Source organism: Paenibacillus vandeheii, assembly GCF_030433635.1.
GTDB classification, from domain to species: Bacteria; Bacillota; Bacilli; order Paenibacillales; family Paenibacillaceae; genus Paenibacillus; species Paenibacillus vandeheii.
In genome coordinates this window covers 536,186-556,305 of the sequence record NZ_JAROCD010000002.1, presented here as the reverse complement: position 1 = coordinate 556,305, position 20,120 = coordinate 536,186, and the positions used below count along the sequence as shown (strand labels likewise).

19 protein-coding genes are annotated in these 20,120 nt (G+C 40.9%); 2 read left to right on the top strand and 17 right to left on the bottom strand.

The features are described from left to right. Positions 1-189 precede the first annotated feature (189 nt). From P5G61_RS05335 to P5G61_RS05260, 16 genes are all read right to left on the bottom strand, one after another. Positions 190-1,308 (bottom strand): GntR family transcriptional regulator, encoded by a 1,119-nt coding sequence (locus tag P5G61_RS05335; RefSeq protein ID WP_301245131.1) that lies wholly within the window; start codon positions 1,306-1,308, stop codon positions 190-192. Positions 1,309-1,689: 381 nt separating this feature from the next. Continuing rightward, positions 1,690-2,211, bottom strand: a complete 522-nt coding sequence (locus P5G61_RS05330; protein WP_301245130.1) for a GNAT family N-acetyltransferase — start codon at positions 2,209-2,211, stop codon at positions 1,690-1,692. Between the two features lie 263 nt (positions 2,212-2,474). Continuing rightward, complete coding sequence (locus P5G61_RS05325) at positions 2,475-2,870, bottom strand: DUF5071 domain-containing protein (RefSeq protein ID WP_301245128.1); 396 nt, start codon at positions 2,868-2,870, stop codon at positions 2,475-2,477. Positions 2,871-3,161: 291 nt separating this feature from the next. Further along, positions 3,162-4,433 carry a Gfo/Idh/MocA family protein gene (locus tag P5G61_RS05320; RefSeq protein ID WP_301245126.1) on the bottom strand — a complete coding sequence of 424 codons (1,272 nt, stop codon included), beginning with the start codon at positions 4,431-4,433 and terminating at the stop codon, positions 3,162-3,164. A 42-nt stretch (positions 4,434-4,475) separates the two neighbouring features. Next, entirely contained in the window at positions 4,476-6,101 is a 1,626-nt protein-coding gene (locus P5G61_RS05315; protein WP_301245124.1) for a type 2 periplasmic-binding domain-containing protein, read from the bottom strand. 43 nt (positions 6,102-6,144) lie between these two features. Next, positions 6,145-7,029, bottom strand: a complete 885-nt coding sequence (locus P5G61_RS05310) for a carbohydrate ABC transporter permease (protein ID WP_301245122.1) — start codon at positions 7,027-7,029, stop codon at positions 6,145-6,147. A 15-nt stretch (positions 7,030-7,044) separates the two neighbouring features. Continuing rightward, positions 7,045-8,007: an ABC transporter permease gene (locus tag P5G61_RS05305; RefSeq protein ID WP_301245120.1), complete on the bottom strand. Its 963-nt coding sequence runs from the start codon at positions 8,005-8,007 to the stop codon at positions 7,045-7,047. Between the two features lie 616 nt (positions 8,008-8,623). Continuing rightward, a complete protein-coding gene (locus tag P5G61_RS05300) occupies positions 8,624-9,676 on the bottom strand; it encodes a LacI family DNA-binding transcriptional regulator (protein ID WP_301245118.1) in 1,053 nt (350 codons plus the stop codon). 429 nt (positions 9,677-10,105) lie between these two features. Further along, the gene (locus P5G61_RS05295; protein ID WP_079346636.1) at positions 10,106-10,489 is read right to left on the bottom strand and encodes a RidA family protein; all 384 of its coding nucleotides are present in this window, start codon (positions 10,487-10,489) and stop codon (positions 10,106-10,108) included. A gap of 79 nt (positions 10,490-10,568) precedes the next feature. Further along, positions 10,569-12,056: a Na+/H+ antiporter NhaC gene (gene nhaC / locus P5G61_RS05290; protein WP_301245115.1), complete on the bottom strand. Its 1,488-nt coding sequence runs from the start codon at positions 12,054-12,056 to the stop codon at positions 10,569-10,571. Between the two features lie 32 nt (positions 12,057-12,088). After that, positions 12,089-13,264: a MalY/PatB family protein gene (locus tag P5G61_RS05285; RefSeq protein WP_301245113.1), complete on the bottom strand. Its 1,176-nt coding sequence runs from the start codon at positions 13,262-13,264 to the stop codon at positions 12,089-12,091. Between the two features lie 36 nt (positions 13,265-13,300). Further along, positions 13,301-13,984, bottom strand: a complete 684-nt coding sequence (locus P5G61_RS05280) for a helix-turn-helix transcriptional regulator (RefSeq protein WP_079346640.1) — start codon at positions 13,982-13,984, stop codon at positions 13,301-13,303. Between the two features lie 404 nt (positions 13,985-14,388). Continuing rightward, positions 14,389-15,003, bottom strand: coding sequence for a nucleoside phosphorylase (locus P5G61_RS05275; protein WP_301245110.1), 615 nt, complete (start codon positions 15,001-15,003; stop codon positions 14,389-14,391). A gap of 390 nt (positions 15,004-15,393) precedes the next feature. After that, complete coding sequence (locus P5G61_RS05270; protein WP_301245108.1) at positions 15,394-16,113, bottom strand: ferritin-like domain-containing protein; 720 nt, start codon at positions 16,111-16,113, stop codon at positions 15,394-15,396. 188 nt (positions 16,114-16,301) lie between these two features. Further along, positions 16,302-17,069: a nucleotidyltransferase domain-containing protein gene (locus P5G61_RS05265; RefSeq protein WP_301245106.1), complete on the bottom strand. Its 768-nt coding sequence runs from the start codon at positions 17,067-17,069 to the stop codon at positions 16,302-16,304. A gap of 193 nt (positions 17,070-17,262) precedes the next feature. Continuing rightward, positions 17,263-17,466 carry a helix-turn-helix domain-containing protein gene (locus P5G61_RS05260; RefSeq protein ID WP_036670472.1) on the bottom strand — a complete coding sequence of 68 codons (204 nt, stop codon included), beginning with the start codon at positions 17,464-17,466 and terminating at the stop codon, positions 17,263-17,265. Between the two features lie 171 nt (positions 17,467-17,637). Between P5G61_RS05260 and P5G61_RS05255 the strand changes: the two genes are divergently transcribed. Further along, complete coding sequence (locus P5G61_RS05255) at positions 17,638-17,925, top strand: hypothetical protein (RefSeq protein ID WP_301245101.1); 288 nt, start codon at positions 17,638-17,640, stop codon at positions 17,923-17,925. Between the two features lie 290 nt (positions 17,926-18,215). On the opposite strand, the gene P5G61_RS05250 is transcribed toward P5G61_RS05255, so the two are convergent. Further along, complete coding sequence (locus P5G61_RS05250) at positions 18,216-18,476, bottom strand: CPCC family cysteine-rich protein (protein ID WP_301245099.1); 261 nt, start codon at positions 18,474-18,476, stop codon at positions 18,216-18,218. A gap of 648 nt (positions 18,477-19,124) precedes the next feature. On the opposite strand from P5G61_RS05250, the gene P5G61_RS05245 reads away from it, so the two are divergent. Next, positions 19,125-19,832: a CAP domain-containing protein gene (locus tag P5G61_RS05245; protein ID WP_301245097.1), complete on the top strand. Its 708-nt coding sequence runs from the start codon at positions 19,125-19,127 to the stop codon at positions 19,830-19,832. Positions 19,833-20,120 lie beyond the last annotated feature (288 nt).

Sequence of the window (20,120 nt, the reverse complement as noted above, 5' to 3'; positions counted from 1 at the left end):
CATAAATGTTCATGCCTGTATGGCTATAATTAGATATAAATAGACGCTTCTTGCGATTCAGGAAGGTCCCTGCTTCGAAGTTTATATTTCTGATATCAAAAAAAAGTGCCGATAAGCCCCTGGGGACTTCTCGACACTTTGAACAATATCCTTGCTTTTGTTGTGCTGCACTTGTATTAACCCTACCTGTTAATTTTTCACGACCATACGATGTTCAATAATGTTCAGCTCGGGAACTGCTGTTCCATGCAACTGAGAGATTAGCATATCCACTGCCAATTCACCCATCTGCTTCTCATCCTGCTTAATATGAGTGAAGATGGGTTGACCCAAGTGATCGTTCAGGGAGTCGAAACAAACAATCTCGAATTCCTCCAGAGATTTCCCCATCGAGTGGATGACCTGAGCCAGCATGGTAGCTATTAGAAATTCGGACGCGACAAACGCCTTTACATCAGGGTGTTGTTTCAAAAAATGCTTTACTGCTTCTTTATCACTTTCAATCGCTGTTCCGTTTATGTTCATGGGAAGGGTGCCCTTCAAGTTCGTCAATACATAATCTTTGTTCAAGTTCATTCCTTCTTGGGTGAAGGCCAACGTATATCCGAGTAGCCTTTCCTCCAATGTTGAAGTGTTCTCTTCCGGCGGAGATAAAAAGGCAATTTTTTTATGACCTTTGCTAATTAGATGACGCGTAAGATCCATGGCTGCTTTCTTATTGTCTGTGTATACCGAACAAACCGGAATTCCTTTTAGATATCTATCGACCAAAACAATTGGAAACCGATCTAATACAAGTCGAAGCAGCTCCGAATTATAGTGTTGACCATGAATGGGGGTCACGATTAATCCTTTGATGCCTAAACCAATAAATAAGTCGATCGCGCGTTTTTCCTCATCCCGATCCCCGCAAGTTCGCTTGATAATGAGTTGATAATTATGCTCAACACTCCGCTTTTCCATCGATCTAAGAAGTTGTAGGCCAAACTCGTCAGAAAAATTCGGTATAATAAACCCGATTAACCGCTTGTCATCCTCAGGAACCAAGGTCGTTCTTACCTCTGAATATTGCTTCGGTTCTTGTCCTCCAATTATACCATCGGCCACAAATGAACCTTTTCCTTGCATTCGTTTGATAACCCCAGAATCTGCCAATTTCTCCAAAGCCTTTTTAGATGTAATACGACTGACGCCAAATTTTTCAGCCAACTCTTTTTCAGAAGAGACTCGGTCTCCTTCTTTTAATCGACCTTCTTTAATCTCTTGTACAATATAGATATATATCTGCTCGTATAAATGCAATTCCACAAAACCACCCTGACATCATAATATTAGTATACTAAGTATATTACACAAGAAGTAATTCGCAAAGTTACTCAGATTACCGACGAACTTCTGTGGCATGGAGTTTCCCAAGTCTACTATGTCAGCGGAATGGATCTCATTACTTGTGTTACCTGAAGGAACAAACACGCAATCACAATGTTCTCGATCATTACTAATATCTCCAAACAAAATTTTATGTATTTGGTCTTTTGATAAAATACCCTCTTCTAATTCAGAAAGATACATTTTAGAATCCCCTTTCAGAATTATGTGGAACATCTAGCAACAGGACGTTGCGGTTAAATCACTGTCTTTGGGGCCGAATGGCCCGCAGCGGTAATATGGTGTTAATGATCTCTTGAATTATTCAAAAAATACACTTGGATATTTCAATTCGCCTTTAATATTCAATAATTCATCTTCTTTCAATTCACATACCATGAATACTTCATCTGAAACTTCAAACTGATTTAATTCCAAACCATATTGTCGAGCTGATTTGAATCCAAATTTGGGATAGTATGATGGATGTCCTATTAGTAATACAATATAATAACCAAGTTCTTTACATCTCGTTATTCCTTCATGAATTAATTGTTTACCTATACCTTTTCTTTGATAATCAGGTCTGACGGCAATAGGTGCTAAAACAATTACCTCATGTCGTTTCTCACCTTCAATTATTTCGGCTTTGCTCATTAATAAATGCCCTACTACTTTTCCATGTTCTTCAGCAACAATCGAAAGTTGCGGAACAAAATTACGTGTTGCTCTTATTCGTTCAACTAATCTTGCTTCATCTTCTCGATTTCCAAAAGCAATGAAATTAACATTGTGGACTTGAAGATAATCACTTCTATTTTCAGTTCGAATAGTTATAGACATCGTGCACCCCTATCTTTGTTCTTAAAGTTGGTTACCCTCTGCATTAATTTCATATAACGTTGTTGTATTCACGACGCCGAAAGGCTTAAGTTGCCTAATGGGGCGAGCGAAGCGACCTGATTGCCGAGTAGCTCCGCTACTGAGCCTTGCAGGTGTGTCCGCCTGATCCTCTTCCTCGAATTATCTTCTAGCGGACCGAGGAGCGAAAGCGACGATGCGTGAAAACTTTGTTATCAGATGTACTCGTCTTCTTGAATCACCTTTCATAGCCGTTCCAATATTTCTCGTGCTATCTCATCAACTTCTTCTGTTTTTTCATCTTTTGTTGGTCTATTTATAATTCTTCTTAAATCTTGTTCCAATTCTCTTAATATGTTGTCTGGTAACTTCCTTACTAATCCATCCAATAAAAAGTATTTCCATCCAACATCGTTTGTATCTAGTATCTCTCTGATATAGGGAATTAACTCATACTGAAAATTTATCAGTATATCCTCAATTGGATCTGAGATTGGCCAGTTTCCATCTTGTAGCCACTCCAAGAGTTCCGGGAGTATCAATCTTAAATTCTCTAATGATTCCGTTTTTAGTTGTTCTACTCTTTCCAAATCATGTTTATCTCTAGGTAGTAATTCTCTAATGTTTTTAATATTTCTCACCTCTTTTACTTTCTTTACGAGTATTTCCGATAACTCTTATTCACGCACTTCGTAAAATACTCCATACGTGGAGTATTCGCGAAATTATTATGCTATCCTGCCCGTTAGTCAGGAAGACTGCCGAAAATAGTTGATCGGTATCCTTCTCATGATGGTTTATTTAGTTGACGTCTTTCCGACCTTTAGAACGATGACTTTTTTCATTACACCGCCAAGCCCCCCAACGAACAAAAAAACCGTCCCTCAAAATATATTCATACCTTGAGGGGCAGCTTTTCGATACACTGCTGATTATTTAGATAGCTCTTCCTTCACCATAAGCTGACGGGCATATTCATTCAGATCGATAGACTCGCCCCCGTTCAGCCGCGACTTTTCAGCTGCGAATGCGATCAGATGGCTCCGGACGGAAGCCGCAGCCGATGTCAGGCTCTCCTGGCCGTTATAGTGACGCACCTCATCCAGAAAATTCCTCACAATGCCGCTGTCTCCCCCACCATGGCCACTGGTTTGAGAAGGGATTGTGATTTCTGTTTTTTGATGTGTCAAAAAGTCGTACACGGTGATTTGATCTTCCTCACCGCGAAGTTCTCCTTTAGTCCCCATGATCTGAATTCTACGTTCCTGCTCAAATGTAAAGCCGCACATACTGAACATGGCCGTAGCTCCACCTTCAAATTCCATATTCACGACCTGATGATCTACTACATTATTGTCACTCCGGTATACACACCGGCCGTAATCGGTATCACGCAAGCCCTGTATGATATTCGGTTTTGTCAGCTCCTGTGTAAAATGTCCTGCCCAACCCCTGAACTGGTCACTCAAATAAAATCTTGGTGCAGAATACGCGCAGGTTGGTTCTACGGCACAATCCAAGCATCGGTCAGCGGAACCTTCCGGTGCATTGACTTCATGAAAATGTTTAAGAGATCCGAACGAACTGACCTTGAGGCAAGGCTGATCCACGAGCCAGGACAATACGTCCATATCATGGCATGACTTGGACAGGATCATCGGGCTGGATGTGTTGGAATTGTTCCAATTTCCTCGCACGAAGCTGTGAGCAATATGCCAGTAACCCACATTCTCATTCAACTGAATGGAGACAATTTCTCCGATACGTCCTTCTTGTATCACCTTCTTGATTGTATTCCAGAACGGTGTGTACCGCAGCACATGGCAGATCGTCAGCAGCCGGTCATTATCTCTGGCCGCTTGTTCCATCTCAAGACATTCCTTCGGATCTGGTGACATCGGCTTCTCCAGCATAACATGATACTTCTTATCTAAAGCCTGCATGGTTGGGCCATAATGCATTCTGTCCTGTGTACAAATAACCGCAATATCTGCCAGCTTAGGTTCAGCCAACAGGGGTTCCCAAGACTCATAACAGTGTTCCGGCGGAATCCCGTGCTTCTCAGCAAATTTTGCTCTCCTCACTGGATCGGCTTCGGCAACTGCAATGAAGGTAAGCTCATGCGGATAATCAAGGGCATAGGGTGCATAGCCACCCGCTCCCCTCGCACCTGCTCCAATCAGGACTGCTTTCAGTTGACTCATATTTGTACACTCCTTTATGATCTGAAATCTACGGATGACCTTCTAATCCGCTTGGGTATAACGGTCTGCTGCTGATTGATAGATGGCTACATATCGTTCTACGCCCATCTTTTGGAGAGCTGCCACATACTGATCCCAATTGTCAAAGGATTCATTACCAGTAATGAATTTGTCACGCATTTCATCTACATACGTTTCAATATCCGTCTGGAAAGTGGTCAGATCCCGCTGTTCTTCCTGTGTGAAATTAAACGGAGGCCAAATTTGATCTTGTGGTAAGATGTGAGACTCTGCTTTTTTCGCATTTTCAACCGAAGTTGGCAGACCTTCAGCACCCTTGAAGTATTTCTGCTTCACAAAACCAGGGTAGTATCCACCCGGCCAAATCAGGTATTGACCTACCGCCTGGTCCAGATTAAGGCCATCCGGGTTGTTTTTGATATTGTCGACATAGTCTACGTTACCGTCTGCGTCTTCTTTATACGTCTCATCTTTCCAGCCCATGAAGAACGTTTTGATGCCCTCATCGCTGTAGAAATAATCCATCCAGCGGATCATGGCCTCTGGATTTTGGGCTTTATCTGTCAGTACAAACATCCCGATATTACCGAGTGGAGAACCATAGGCGTTGTATGTCTGATCGCCATGAGGACCCTTCAGTACTGGCATGCCTACATAACCTTGCTGATTGTATATCGCAACCGGATCGACATTATCAACGACTCCGATTAGGCCTTCCATACCTTTAGCATCCACTTCGGTACTTTTAACAGATACAATGTCCTGCTCAAGCAATCCGTCCTTGTAGAGCTTATTCACGAACTGTAACAGCTCCTTGTAATGAGGATCGGTTGGAATAAAGCGTACTTTATCCGTCTGAGGATCTGTATCAATATTAATGTTGGAGGTTCCATGATTATTCACCCCAAATGAACCTCTCAGGTAGTTCACCACACCAGCCGTTCCCACACCACCCCAGGCAAACTCGTCCTTCTGCCCATTGCCGTTCGGGTCCTTTTCTTTAAATGCTTTCAACATATTATAGAAGTCATCTAATGTCTGCGGTTCCTGCAAACCTAATTTATCAAGCCACTCTTTCTTCACCCAAGGTGTTCCGTACAGAACCGACTTGAATTCCGGATCATACAAGGTTGGCAGCCCATATATGTTACCATCCGGCATCGTAATCCCTTTGCCAATAACCGGATACTTCTCCATTAGAGCCTTAAAGTTAGGCGCGTATTGGTCGATCAGATCATTTAGAGGAATGAATGCGCCCTGCTTGCCGTATTTCAGCAGATCCGATCTGGAAAACGCCGAAGCGTAGAACATCTCCGGGTAAGCGCCGCCTGCCAGCAGGAGATTGCGTTTTTCCTTCAAATTATCCTTCTGCACCGTATCCCACTGGATATGAACATTGGACATCTTTTCATACTCTTTCCAGAGTCTGAGATCGTTCCAGTCCGCATTGGCAAAAAACTTTCCGGCAAATCCGCTCACTTTAATAGTGTCATTTACAATCGGAAATCCGCTCGCATTGACTTTGTCATTGGCAGCTCCTTTATCCTTGGTACTTCCTTGATCAGCATCCTTAGAACTGCACCCGGCCAGCATCGAAACGGACATCATACAAACTAAAGCGATACTCCCCCACTTTTTGAGCGTCATTCTTATTCCTCCCTTTGTCCCATCGATATATCCATACAAGGAATTATCCTTTAATGGCACCAATCATTACGCCTTTAACAAAATATCTTTGCAGGAAAGGATAAAGCATAAGCACCGGTATGTTGGCAACGACAAGTACAGCATATTTGATGCCCTCCACTTCCCTTTGCTGCTTAATCGCAGACTCGGTTGACATTTTGACCATATCGTTCGTCTGGCCTTGAATCAGAATCTCCCGCAAAATGAGTTGAAGTGGAAATTTGTTCTTGTCGGACAGATACAACATTGCGTTAAAGAAAGCGTTCCAGTGCCCAACAGCATAGAACAGAATCGTCACCGCTATAATCGGCATGGATAATGGCAGGATAATCCGGGTTAAAGTTTGAATATTGGAGCAGCCATCAATTGTCGCCGCCTCATGCAACTCATGTGGAATCGATTGCTGGAAGAATGTCCGCATAATGATGATGTTCCAGATCGAAACGGCATTCGGAATGATCATGACCCACAATGTGTTTAACATGCCAAGGTTTTTGATTAGCATATAAGTTGGAATTAATCCGCCACTGAAGAACATCGTGAAAACAAACAGGGCCATGATTGCATTGCGGCCTATAAAATCCTTTCGAGATAGCGGATATGCAGCCATAATCGTCATGACGAGATTAATCAGCGTCCCCACTAACGTATAGATCAGTGTATTGGAATAACCTCTGAGGATATCTTTGTTCTGAAAAATCTTCTCGTAAGAATGGAGATTGATCCCCTTGGGCCATAGGAACATCTCACCACGCAGGACGGCCTGCGGATCGCTGAACGAAGCACTTAATACAAAAACAAGTGGGTAGATAACAATGAGCGTAATTATAATTAACAAAAAATGGTTAATTACATTAAAAATACGATCTCCTCTAGATTCAACAAGCATGCATCAGCAACTCCCTTACCATAGGCTCGTTTCACTCATACGTTTTGAGATCTGGTTAACAGTGACTAATAAGATGAAATTGATGATGGAGTTAAACAGACCAATCGCCGCCGAGAAGCTGTATTCAGCATCTTGTATCCCGCTCCGGTAGACGTAGGTAGAGATAATGTCCGAGGTTTCTAAATTCAGTGAGTTTTGCATCAGCAGGACCTTCTCGAAACCAATACCCATGATGCTTCCGATATTTAAAATGAACAAAATGATAATTGTCGGCATAATACTCGGTATATTAATATGCCATATTCGCTGCAACCGGGTTGCCCCATCCACACGCGCTGCTTCATGAAGCTGAGAGTCCACACCAGCTAATGCCGCCAAATAAATAATCGAGCTCCAGCCCATGGTCTGCCATACATCCGACATCACAAACAGTGTCTTGAACCAAGAAGGCTCAGACAAGAAATTAATGGGAGTACCGCCAAACATACCAATGAAATGATTAATGATTCCGTATCGCGGTGATAAAAACATCATCATCATGCCTACGACCACGACGGTTGATAGGAAGTGCGGCGCATAGGTTATGGTCTGAACAAATTTTTTGAATTTTTCCGCCCTTACCTCATTCATCAGAAGCGCCAAAATGATAGGGACTGGAAAACCTACTGCCAAGCTGTACAACCCAAGTCCAAGCGTATTTTTAATTAATCTCCAGAAGAAATAACTGTGAAAAAAACGTTCAAAATGTTCAAAACCGACCCAGGGGCTTCCCCAGATTCCCTTCGTTGCAATGAAATCCTTAAATGCGATTTGAATGCCATACATCGGCAAGTACTGAAAGACAATGTAATAAGCAACAACAGGTGAAATTAACAAATAGAGCTGCCAATTCCGTAAAATGGGGTTCCACTTTTGACGTCTTCTTCTCTTCTTTTCATGTACTGCATTCATTGCAGGTTGTACAGTTGTATTGGCCATGAACATCCCCCCCTGGAAATTGTCACCACAATCCTGCCTGGTAAAATGTCTTTGTGTTAAACCACCAGCATCCTTATGCTGTTCGAAGCAGTTCCCACCTTTCTTCCTTAATTCTAAGATTTAGTTTAAAGTACTTATATGTTAGAAGTTGTTACACAAAGTGAGTGAATAGCTTTAGTATATGACTCCGTTATCTAATGCAAGGGGATTTTTTGGATATATATTTGGATATAACTTTGGATATACATTTGGTTATATTTTGGAGTTTATCTTATGTGAATTGGTAGATATCAGTTTGAGTAATAGATTATATGAGTTTTAGAGGATTCTTGTGCATTTTATATAAACACTGATTTACAGGGGATTGTAAGCGCAATCAATAATTTATTTTATGAGATAATCTTAGCTTCTGGCTAAATCCAACTACATAGACAATAACGCCAAACACTTAATTTCATACATCATAATATAGCCCATCGACGGTTGTCAAACATTTTTTTGGATTTATTTGGATCGCTTTTGGCTAAAAAACAAGAAAACCTACGCGAATATATTCCTCGTAGGTTTTATATTAATTTCATTTGGATTCATATGTAATATAATATCACACAACTAACTAGTCATTTGTACGATTTGTACGATCATAAACAGAGGATTCCCGCACAATAAGGGTGCTGGGCAACAAAACTTTATGGAGAGATGAATAACGTCCTTCCAGATAATCGTTAATTAATTGTGCTGCAACTTTGCCGATTTCATATTTTGGAACTTGCACGGACGTCAGAGGTGGTGTTGTATATTGCGCCATAGAAATATTATCCATGCCCACGAATGCTATATCTTGAGGAATACGGCCATTTTGTTCAACAACTGCCCGCATCGCAGGAATAGCGAGCATATCACTTGCACAAAAGATTGCCGTCGGCCATTCAGACTTGGGCGTCTCGGTCAGGAGCTCCGTCAGTCTGCTGTAGCTGAGGTTCACATTCCAGTTGGTGTTGATAATCCAATGTTCATTCAAATTCAGGTTTGCTTCCAGCATAGCAAATTTATAACCGACATACCTTTCTTCGCTCTCTATTTGTTCCGAATATGCGGGGCCACCGATAAACCCAATCCGGGTATGGCCTTGCTCGATCAAATGACGGACTGCTGTGCGGGCAGAAAATATTCGGTCACAGTCAACGACTGGTACAGTTAGCCTTTCGTCATTGAGACTCACACCCAGTACAGTGATATTCTCTTGCTCAAGCATCTCAAACAATTTTTCATCGTACCAGCTGATTGCCACTATCCCTTGAGTACCCGTTTCCTGGAGCACCATCTTTATCCGTTCGGTGTCACTAAGTTCTTCGCAAGTGCGGACAATTGCTGGAGGCAGCCCCATTTCCGTCATTTTAACGTGAAAGCCTGTCAGTACCTGTGAAAAATACGGATGATCGTCCATCAAAACCTGTGGCACGATACAAGCTATCCGTTTGGCTGAGGTAATCTCTTTGCCAATGGATTTGGAGGATTCATCCAAATTGTATCCCAACTCAAGAGCAGCTTCCCTAATTTTTCGCTTTGTCCCTTCATTGACCGGTCGATTGGTATCATTGCTGATCGCGCGCGAAACCGTTGATATGGAAACGCCTACACGTTCTGCGATATCTTTTAATTTTGGCATTACAGCACCTCCCCTTGCTCTCTTCATTTGGAGCCAAAATTTATGTTTAGCAATGATCATATCATAATATTGTAATATTTTGGCGTCAATTAAACAAGCCGCGACACGAGTTCTGTTATAATATCAACACGCGATTTTTGCCACTTCGTCATAAGCTTTTACTATTTTTGAAATGTGAAAGTTTGATCAAGCTTTTAGTGGAAACATGATCTGTTCATATATGCGAAACTCACTAGCGCCGTCTAAGCGGGCCACTTCGCGCAGGGCATCAGGCAGTAGTTTTTCCCGAAAGGCACCAATCTTGCTCAAGTTGATCATAGACCACGAAAATGTTTGGGCTGAGGACCTCTCAGAGAAATTGTCGCACTTGGTTTGACAATCTGTCCGATAAAAAAGCCCCCGGTTTCCCGGAGGCTCATCGAATACTAGTTATTTTACCGCGATAACTTCAATCTCCACAAGTCCGCCCTTCGGCAGCTTCGCAACCTCAACGGCGCTACGTGCCGGATAAGGCTCCGCAAAGAAGGTGGCATAGACTTCATTAACAGTTTGGAAATCGTTCATGTCTTTTAGAAATACCGTCGTTTTCACTACATGCTCCATGGCATAATCTGCCGCTTCCAAAATTGCCTTCACATTAGTTAGCGATTGCTTCGTCTGTTCCGATACAGAATCCGGAAACTCTCCTGCAGCATTCATTCCAAGCTGCCCGGAAGTAATAATCATATTCCCAAATTGTACAGCCTGTGAGTAAGGACCGATAGCACTTGGAGCGTTTGAAGTTGCGATTGTTTTTCTCTCTTGTTTTGTCATAGAAATCCTCTCCCTTTATCCACGCATTAAAGCGCTTTGTTTTTTCTGTTTTTACAAGCGAGGGGTGTGATCCCCCCTCTTATAATGATTTAGCTGCTTTTGCATCATCATATTCCTTGAGCATTTCCTGCTGCTGTTCTGGAGTCAGCTTGGTGATTCCAAAGCCTGTGAAGCCCCAGATCGTCGCGAAGATAATACCTGTCCAACATAAGATTGCCCAAGGCAAATATGAAAGGGTTGCGACGCCAAGCGTACCAGCCATATAAGCCCCTGCTGCAGTCCATGGCAGGATTGGTTCGACAATGGAAGCAGAGTCCTCAATTGTCCGGCCCAGGTTCTTCGGATGCAAACCGCGGCGGATATAAGCCTCACGTAACATTTCACCAGGCATCAAGATCGATACCTGACCATTGCTTGTTACACCGATCATTGTCAAACCAGTAGCAATTGTTGCCAGGATCAGCGAGCCCGTCGAGTGCACATACTTGAGGATCTTATCTACAATCAATTCCAGAGACTTCGTCAGCGATATTACACCAGCAAATGTAATGGCACAGAAACAAATCAACAATGTACCCATCATAGAGTTCATACCACCGCGATTCAGAAGGCGAGGAATATCCGGAATCACAGCAGCTGCATCAAAGCCTTGAATGTGAACCATAGCTACATCGAAGCCGTTAATGACGGAAGTAATTACATCATGTAGTGTAAACCCTTGAAAGATCATACCGTTCGCCAACGCTACAAAAGAGGAAATCAGCATCACCGGTATGGTAGGCTTTTTGCGAATCGACCCGTACAATACGATCAGTACCGGAAGCAGTAATAGTAAATTCCAGTTGAACACTGTACTTAAAGTATCCATAATCGTAATAACCTTCTCAGGAATTGCCACATCCGAGCCACCGCTATTAAAACCAGTGATCAAGTAGACCGTTCCTGCTACGATAAAGGATGGTACTGTCGTATAGAGCACATGACCAATATGTTCATACAGGTTAACTCCAGTTGACAGCGCTGCCAAATTTGTTGTATCTGATAACGGGGACAGCTTGTCTCCAAAATAGGCCCCTGCTACGACTGCACCTGCAACAGCAGCCAGATTCGCATCAAGTCCAGCTCCTACCCCCATAAATGCTATCCCAATTGTACCTGCCGATCCCCAAGAAGTACCTGTACATAAGGAGACAATGGAAGTGACAATGAATGCCGTAATCAGCAAAAATTGCGGATTAATAATATCAAGTCCGTAATAGATCATCATTGGTATCGTACCGCCGATCATCCAGGCGCCAATCATAAATCCGACAGTAATCAGGATCAAGATAGCCGGCATGGTCTTTGCGATTTTTTGCGCGATGGAACCCATAATGTCATCATAGTTGTATCCCAGCTTGATGGCGATGATTCCGGCAACCACTGTGGATATAATGATTAACGGCTCAGGCGGCAATTCGAATAGAACATATCCTAAACATAACAGTAAAACCATAGTAACAATCGGTAATAAAGCTAAAAACAGAGTTGGTTGCTTTACCGTCTTTTCCTTATTTGGCGTAGCCATTGTAAGGTTCCCCCTATCGATGATGTAAGAAGTTATCTGTTACTTAAAGGGTAATTGCTGGCCATTCGCTCAAAAGCCTCTTGCAATAGCGCCCTGGGAGCACCGAGATTCAGGCGAATAAATCCTTCACCATCCACGCCAAAGGACGAACCAAAGCTTACGCTAACCCGGCTTTTATGTTGAATCCATTCAATTAAATCGCTTTCGTTTCTGCTAAGGGCAGTACAATCTACCCACAGAAGATAGGTTCCTTCTGCTCTCACGATTTTAAGTTCAGGCATATGCTCAGCAAAAAAATCTTCCGTGAATGATATATTGTCTTTAATATAAGTCCGAAGCTCCGTAAGCCAATCATCACACTCCGTATATGCAACCTCCAAAGCAGGGATGGCAAAAAAAGTAGGATTATGAATGCCAGCTTGGCGTAACCCAAGTTGGAAACGCTCTCTTAACTGCATATTTGGGATCACAATGTTAGCGATTTCAAGACTTGCTAAGTTAAAGGTTTTACCTGGCGAAGTGCAAATAATGGAACGCTCCGCAATCTGCTCTGATAATTTCGCGATAATCGTATGCTCATGTCCTTCGTGAATAAAATCGGCATGAATGTCATCCGATACGAGCAATGCATCATAACGAATGCAGAGCTCGGCTATACGTTCCAATTCCACCTTTGTCCATACACGCCCTGTCGGATTATGTGGAGAGATTAACAGAACAATCTTGACCCCTGCACTCATTTGGCGCTCCATATCATCAAAGTCGATTTCATATCGTCCATTACTAAGTACCAGCCGACTCTCTACGAGTTTTCTATCGTTGATTTCAACAGCATTAGCGATAGGTTGATATGCCGGAGTATGCATCAAAATTCGGTCACCAGGTTCTGTGAATCTCTCGATTATAATCGATACGGCCTGTACAATACGCGGGCAGAACACAATCCATTCTTGAGGTACATCCCATCTGTAAGCTTTATTAAGCCACTTCTGGACGACCTTATAATAAGGAGGGAACGCATCGGTATATCCGTAGATTCCGTGCCGCGCCATCTCGCTCACCTTATTCACGACTTGAGGAGGCGCTTGTATATCCATATCCGCAACAGAGAGAACGATCATATCGTCCCCCAAGCTGTTTACAACCCCGTCCCACTTCGCGCTATTGGTACCTACTCTGCTAATCACTTGATCAAAGTTATAGCTCATGTATCTCACCTTCTTGTTTTCCATCTGGATTTCTGTTTATTTCAGCTTTTGTAAATAGCGATATACCGTAGGTTCAGATATTGATAAAGAAGCTGCTACCTGTGAAACGCCGCCTTTCAGTAAGAAAACTCCAAGCTCGTTTAATTCGCGGACAACTTCAATCTTCTCCTGCGATGACAAACGTTCCGGCGGAATTTTTAATTTGCCAATGACCGAAGATATCATATGTTGCAGCAGATCATCTGCATTTCCTTGCAGATACTCCGTTGTTTGCTTTTCTTCCTTCGACTTTTCAGCAGCAGCAGCAGGCATGACATACGGGTTAGGTCCTCCTTGTAAAATATGTTGAACCCATTCAGCCGCTACTTCCATATGAGAAACGTCAATATTCAGGCAGAGCAGGCCAACCAGCTTATTCTGATCATTCTTTATATAGTAGGTAGACGATCGGAAACTCTGACCGAATTTGCCTGATGCTTTGTAGTTGGCTATATACTGTTCCTCATGATAAGCTTCCGATTTGAGGATTTTCAAGACAAGGTCAGTGGATGCATCGCCTACTTCACGGCCGCTAATATATCCGTTCTCAATAAAAACAATAGAGTGCTCCGGATCACTGATATCATGTACGACGACTTCACATTTAGGTCCTATAATTGCCGCAATAAATGAAGCGATTGGAAAAAATCTCTCTAGATACTGACGATTCTCAATCTCCATCACTTTGGTTTCCTTTCTCTTCTTTCAACAATGTATTTTTATTGTACGAATAATAAATTATTATCTTGATAAAATAGTATCACAGTTATAAAACGCTTTCAACTTTTTTTTTGTGGATGACCCATATTTAAATAAAAAAAAGCCTGCACAATCACTCCTGTGATCTGTGCAAGCTTCTCACTCATTTTCTCGAACAATGAGTCGATAACACAACTGAATTACAACGCGTTATTTTTCCCAAAGCTCGATCAGTCGACCTTCATAACGTGGCGGATTCCAGACGTCCGAACGGCTTAAATGAGCTCGGAATATTTATGTTGTCATATTTACATTTAACTCTTGGTTGTCTATTTAGTATTTCCCTTTTTATAAATGCATTAATAAATGGATTATATCTATTCCAGTTATAAAGAACTGCATATCCGCATTGATATTTGAACAAGGTTCATTCTTATTTCTGATCTGCTATTCCAACTTCGACTATCCCATTCGACACCACTTAAATCATCACCGCCATACAAGATAATACCTAATTTTACATTTCTAAATTGTGAAACAGCCATAAATGCTGCTGCTTCCATTTCTACAGTTACACACCCTTCTGCTTTCCGCAACTCAACCTTTTCTTTAGTCTCTCTATAAAATGAATCTGTCGTCCAAGTTTTTGCCTTTAGATACCTGATATTATGTATATTAAAATCGTCCTCAATAATTTTTAATACCTCAAGATTACATTCAATTTCTCTTGATGGCTTAATGTAATGGTATGATACCCCTTCATCTCTCACTGAAGAAACGGGTACTATTACATGTCCAACAGCAATGTCTTTTTTTAATACACCTGCACCACCACAAACTATAAATTTCTGAAAACCATAGGCTATCAGCTCTTCTAAGAATCCTGCTGAACCTGCAGCTCCTAAATACCCCAAAGTAATATGTACTTTTTTTCCTTGAACATATGTTTCATATATTGGCAAATCTAAAGTCTCGCAATGTAGACATGCAACTTCTTTCAACTTCCCCTCCGTTTTCATTTTTTCAATTACATCTCTAAAAAATGTTATGACACAGTATTCAAATTCTTCTTTGGCTTGATAAAATTACTAGCCTCAATTATTGCAACTCGCGATTCATCAAATTCCAATATCGGGAATTCTTTACTATCAATTTTTTTGCTCTCCATTTCACTTACCTCCAAAGTAATTTAAATTTCTTTATTATTTCTTTGCAGCTATTACATATAACGTTACTGTATCCACGATGTCCCACCGACTTAAGCCACGTTAGAGGCGGCGGCGATGCGGTTAGTCGGTGCGGATGTGTCCGCCTGATTCCAATTCCCTTCGGGCTGACCGAGGGAGCGTCAGGACCAGAAGCTTGGATATAATGTTATCTGACGTAAACCTCTACTGCGAATTAGCTATAATCTTCTTTGTTAAGTTAAACTCATGACGGCATTCGTAGTAATAACTTTTGAGTTTATATCCCCCAGCTTTAAATACAGGCTTATGTTGATACCACACTATAATTAGCGTTCCTTCAAAAAGGATTCTACGAAAGATATAAACTATTCTGTTAAAGAGAACGCTTCTATTTTGAGCAAATTTATGAAGTGTTTCGGATTGAAACTGAACATGTTTCTCCTCATCACTTAAAATCTGATTACATAAATCTATTAATACTTCTGACTTTGTAGATTTTTGCAAGGCTTTATAGTACAACTTAGCAATGATCTCAGCAGTTAATAGAACAATGACTGATTGTTCTAGACTCGCATATCGACGTAATCTTCTAAATACATTGTCCACCCAATGTCTACGAAGGAGTGGGATTCCCTGTACCTTCATAAATCTGCCTAGATCTCTTGCGTGCCTCTGTTCTTCTTTAATGAATTCTATAAGTGCTTCATAGTAATCCTGATCTTGTGTCTGGTGTACATATTCTTGCGCACGTTTAATTAGATGTTTACCTTCAGAGTTTTCTCCTAATTGAAACTGTTGAATTGACTTAATGATTATTTCTCTTTCATTAGTTGTTAATTTATAGTTGTCATCCCAATGAATATATTTGAGGTTTTGATTATTTCTTCGATAATATTGCACCCATTTCGAGAAAGTGTTATTCATTATTTGCTCCTAAAATGTAATAGGTTTATGTCAGATAACGTTTTGTATTGACAACGTCCTGGCCCCATAGAGTCGCTGCTTATAGTTGCGAGGCTTGCCAAACACCTAATGCAGTGACGTCCCGACGGGCTTAGGGGGCTGGATGTGGTCACTCGCTACTCAGAGTGACCCGGAGCGTCAATATGGTGTTAGTCGGAGGAATTTCTGGAAGCAGCCATTGCATTCAAGGCGTTCTCAAAATAGCTATATACTTCACCAGCAATTCCCAGAAATTCTTCAACAAGTACATTACTATCCAAGTAACAAGCATACAGATAATCAACTAAAGTGGAATCAATCTCACAATAATTTAATATGGCATTCTTCATCTTAATAATGTCATCTTGCCATACCCCTGTATCTTCTAAAACCAAAGAGTATAATGCACGAATTAATCTCTTAGAATAACCTTTAATATATCTAGTTTTCATTGTGTTATTACTAGCATTAGAAAGTAAACGATGTATACGATCTACTTCCTCCTTGGTCTCTGTATTTAAGTCTAAAATGAACTCTGGAGAAATAGTTATCGGTGGTACTTCTTCACCAACGTCAGGACCAGATATGCAAACACAAATGATCTTAACCCAAAAACCCCACTCATTTGGTTTACTTAATACATCGTCAATCGAGCAAATTGTCGTATCAATCTTAGTTAATACTGGATATTCTCCCAAAAGCCTGTCTTTAATATTTGACAATCTTTCGTAATCAATATCTTTGGGATTTACACATACAATAGTAAAGTCTGCATCTGACTTAAAAGGTTTAGCAGTTCCTTTTGGAATCGAGCCACACATATAAATGCTATGAATCTTACCTTTAAATTCGGTAAGTATATTATCTATAAACTTATCAACAAAATCCTTATATTCACTTTGTATTACAATTCTATTTATAACTTTTTCCAATATCATATAGACTCCTCCTAAACTAAGAACTTCTTTCGGCTAACGTTCTTGTGTTCACGAACCCCGCTAGGGGTTGTCTGGTGAAATTCTGCCTCGGATTCCATCCAGCAGACCAAGGCTGCGTGAGGAGCCGCTGCATGAATATTATGTTATACGACGTAATCACATCTTTGATCAACAAACATATGTTCTCATCCCATCATTGATCTGCTATATGCTCCAATAAATCGCCAGGCTGGCATCCCAGTGCTGTACATAATTTATCAATTACCTCTAATGATACGTACTCATTCGTATTAAGTTTTGCCATCGTAGCCGATGAAATCCCCGTTATTTTCAATAAGTCCTGTTTCTTAATTTCCCTGTCGATCAATAATTTTTGAAATGGTTTATAACTTATCATCTGGTATCCCTTCATAACCGAATTGAATTTTTCTTTAATTATATGAAAGTATATTTCCTTAATCAAAAATATCTTTGATATGTCTTGACTATAAATTTCATTATGATAAAATAATGTTCAATAAGTTAAATTTTTGTTCGTAAAATAAAATATAACGGACGGTGATCATTCATGCACAATTCTTTAGAAGTCTTACTTGATTCATTGATTCGAAATCGAATTGAAGCTTTATATAGCGATCTTCTCAAGAACAACTCCATCTATAATCAATTCTCATCCGATCGGAATCTTTACTTCAAACAGTTACATGAACTTCTACCTCAGGATATGCATAAAACTCTATTTCTTTATGATGATGCAGACCTTTCTGTTCAAACAATCCTAGAACGTGAAATCTACTTACAAGGTTTTAAGGACGCTCTTCAATTACATAATGAATTAAATATAACTTCTACTTGAGAGCCAAACGGCTCTCTTTTCATTTGATTCTGGCGTATAAAGTTGTTGTATTCACGAACCCGAGAGGCTTAAAGCGCACGCGCCGGGTCCGACGAACTTAGCCTCGCAGGGTTGTGAGTTGAACCCACTTCTCTGTCTTACGCTTCTGGTGAACCAAGGGCAAAGCCCGCAGCGTAGATACATTGTTATATAAAGGTTCTGACTGCGCAGGTTTACATTTCAAGTTATTATTTCCATTACATTATACCTTCTTCTTTCTTCATTTTTTCTTATAAGATCTTAAAATTAATTTAGATTTTCCTTGGTCCTTCATATATATCATCTTTATTAGGTTTTCTTACGAATTGGATACATCTCTCTTCGCATGCTCCAAATTCAAGAAAATTCGATTGTCCCTGTCTTAATGAAACTACGTTGGCTCCACCTGCAAAATCAGGGTCGTCAAAATGAACTCCATCATCTTCCCAAAAACAAATCTCACAGATGTCAAACGTCCCTGGCGGTTCACTAAGTGTCTTATAGCCACAACATGGGCAAGTATATTCAGCCATTTATCTCGTCCTTTCGAGAACTTCAGCACTTTCGTATAACTTTCTTGTATTCACGAAACGCCCCGGCCTTAGATAGCTCTTATCTTAGGCTGGGGCGTTTGTTGACTGAGATTTCTTCCATGATTATACATCTGTCAATCAAGGGACGATAGTCCTACAGCCTGAGTACTGTGTTAAACGCAGTTTCTGACTTCATCGAATTATCAAATACTAGCTTTCAGTTTGTTTTATATGATGCAGCATATGGTTTATATTCTATAAAATTGTCTGTACCACCAACGGGGGCGTTTAGTTAAGCAGGACTTCGAAAAGTACACTGTATCTCGCGGCAATAATGAATGAGTGAAATTAGTTTGTATAGATTCTCCCAATTACCCATCGAAATACTCCAATCATCAGGAATCCCATTGAAATAGATAACATTCATCCCGTGATGCATTTATGACCCGATATGGCCTTCTTTATCCATAACCATTCGCAACACGCTTTGCTTTCCTCGAGACATAAAAAAAGACAAGGCTATCTAAATGGTATCGATCATAAAAAAGTACTGGATAAGGAGAGAACCATATTAGGAATAAGTAAATGGCATACAGGAAAACATAAATCCGAGAACTTCATTAACTAACGGATCTAGGAGGTTGGCAAATGGCAAAGTTTTTCGTTTTAACAATATTATTATTGGTGGCAGGCTGTTCGTCCCATAACAATATGATGCAAAAACAAGTTACTCCTGAGCAAAAACAAATTTCAATTCATGATCATGCTGCTGCACCAAACTCTGTCCTCACACAGGCATCATCAACAGCTACATCTTGGCAAGAGAGATCTATTACAACAAAAGAAGCCCAAAATGGAATTCCATTGGATTTGTTGGATCTGGTTCGAACACCGGATGGAAATCAAGTAAACCAGGCACCTGCAGGAAATCCTGAAAATAAGGAGCCAACAGGACAAGTACAGGAAGGTAAAAAAAATACTACGGATAAGACAGATTTTGAGCAGCAGGTTCTGGATCTAGTCAATCAAGAAAGGGCCAAAACAGGATTAAGTTCCTTGAGTAGGAATGAAGAATTGTCAAATGTGGCTATGGTCAAGGCACAGGACATGTACAACCACAGTTACTTTGATCATAATTCGCCAACACATGGATCCCCCTTCGATATGATGAAGGAATTCGGGATCACATATAATACCGCTGGAGAAAACATCGCAAAAGGGCAAACCACCCCTACCCAGGTTATGAAGGAGTGGATGAATAGCCCTGGCCACAAAGCAAATATACTGAATAATAGTTATACTCATATCGGTATTGCTTATTATAACAACACATGGGTCCAGGAATTTACTGGGTAGCGCCTTTCATCTCCCAACAATAAAGTATCAAAAACCCGCAATTTATGTCGGGTTTTTGATGCTTACAGATCCTGCATACGCCACCAGTTGTTTTGTTTCCTCGAACCGGATTAAATTGTAAATCTTATCCACCTTCATCTTATTTGCATTAATTTCACCTATCGTTTTTATGTGATAGATTGTCAAACCAAGTGCGACAGTACCTCTGTGAAAGATTCGTGAGCGGTTTTCAGCCCAGACATTTCCGAGGGCGACGTAGATACTGTGTTATCCAATGGACTTGCCTTC

Bases quoted from the DNA above. Each gene is read 5' to 3' on its own strand.
- P5G61_RS05330 (WP_301245130.1), bottom strand. From the start codon at position 2,211: ATGTCTATAACTATTCGAACTGAAAATAGAAGTGATTATCTTCAAGTC.
- P5G61_RS05320 (WP_301245126.1), bottom strand. From the start codon at position 4,433: ATGAGTCAACTGAAAGCAGTCCTGATTGGAGCAGGTGCGAGGGGAGCG.
- P5G61_RS05315 (WP_301245124.1), bottom strand. From the start codon at position 6,101: ATGACGCTCAAAAAGTGGGGGAGTATCGCTTTAGTTTGTATGATGTCC.
- P5G61_RS05310 (WP_301245122.1), bottom strand. From the start codon at position 7,029: ATGCTTGTTGAATCTAGAGGAGATCGTATTTTTAATGTAATTAACCAT.
- P5G61_RS05305 (WP_301245120.1), bottom strand. From the start codon at position 8,007: ATGGCCAATACAACTGTACAACCTGCAATGAATGCAGTACATGAAAAG.
- P5G61_RS05300 (WP_301245118.1), bottom strand. From the start codon at position 9,676: ATGCCAAAATTAAAAGATATCGCAGAACGTGTAGGCGTTTCCATATCA.
- P5G61_RS05295 (WP_079346636.1), bottom strand. From the start codon at position 10,489: ATGACAAAACAAGAGAGAAAAACAATCGCAACTTCAAACGCTCCAAGT.
- nhaC (WP_301245115.1), bottom strand. From the start codon at position 12,056: ATGGCTACGCCAAATAAGGAAAAGACGGTAAAGCAACCAACTCTGTTT.
- P5G61_RS05285 (WP_301245113.1), bottom strand. From the start codon at position 13,264: ATGAGCTATAACTTTGATCAAGTGATTAGCAGAGTAGGTACCAATAGC.
- P5G61_RS05280 (WP_079346640.1), bottom strand. From the start codon at position 13,984: ATGGAGATTGAGAATCGTCAGTATCTAGAGAGATTTTTTCCAATCGCT.
- P5G61_RS05270 (WP_301245108.1), bottom strand. From the start codon at position 16,113: ATGAATAACACTTTCTCGAAATGGGTGCAATATTATCGAAGAAATAAT.
- P5G61_RS05265 (WP_301245106.1), bottom strand. From the start codon at position 17,069: ATGATATTGGAAAAAGTTATAAATAGAATTGTAATACAAAGTGAATAT.
- P5G61_RS05260 (WP_036670472.1), bottom strand. From the start codon at position 17,466: ATGATAAGTTATAAACCATTTCAAAAATTATTGATCGACAGGGAAATT.
- P5G61_RS05255 (WP_301245101.1), top strand. From the start codon at position 17,638: ATGCACAATTCTTTAGAAGTCTTACTTGATTCATTGATTCGAAATCGA.
- P5G61_RS05250 (WP_301245099.1), bottom strand. From the start codon at position 18,476: ATGGCTGAATATACTTGCCCATGTTGTGGCTATAAGACACTTAGTGAA.
- P5G61_RS05245 (WP_301245097.1), top strand. From the start codon at position 19,125: ATGGCAAAGTTTTTCGTTTTAACAATATTATTATTGGTGGCAGGCTGT.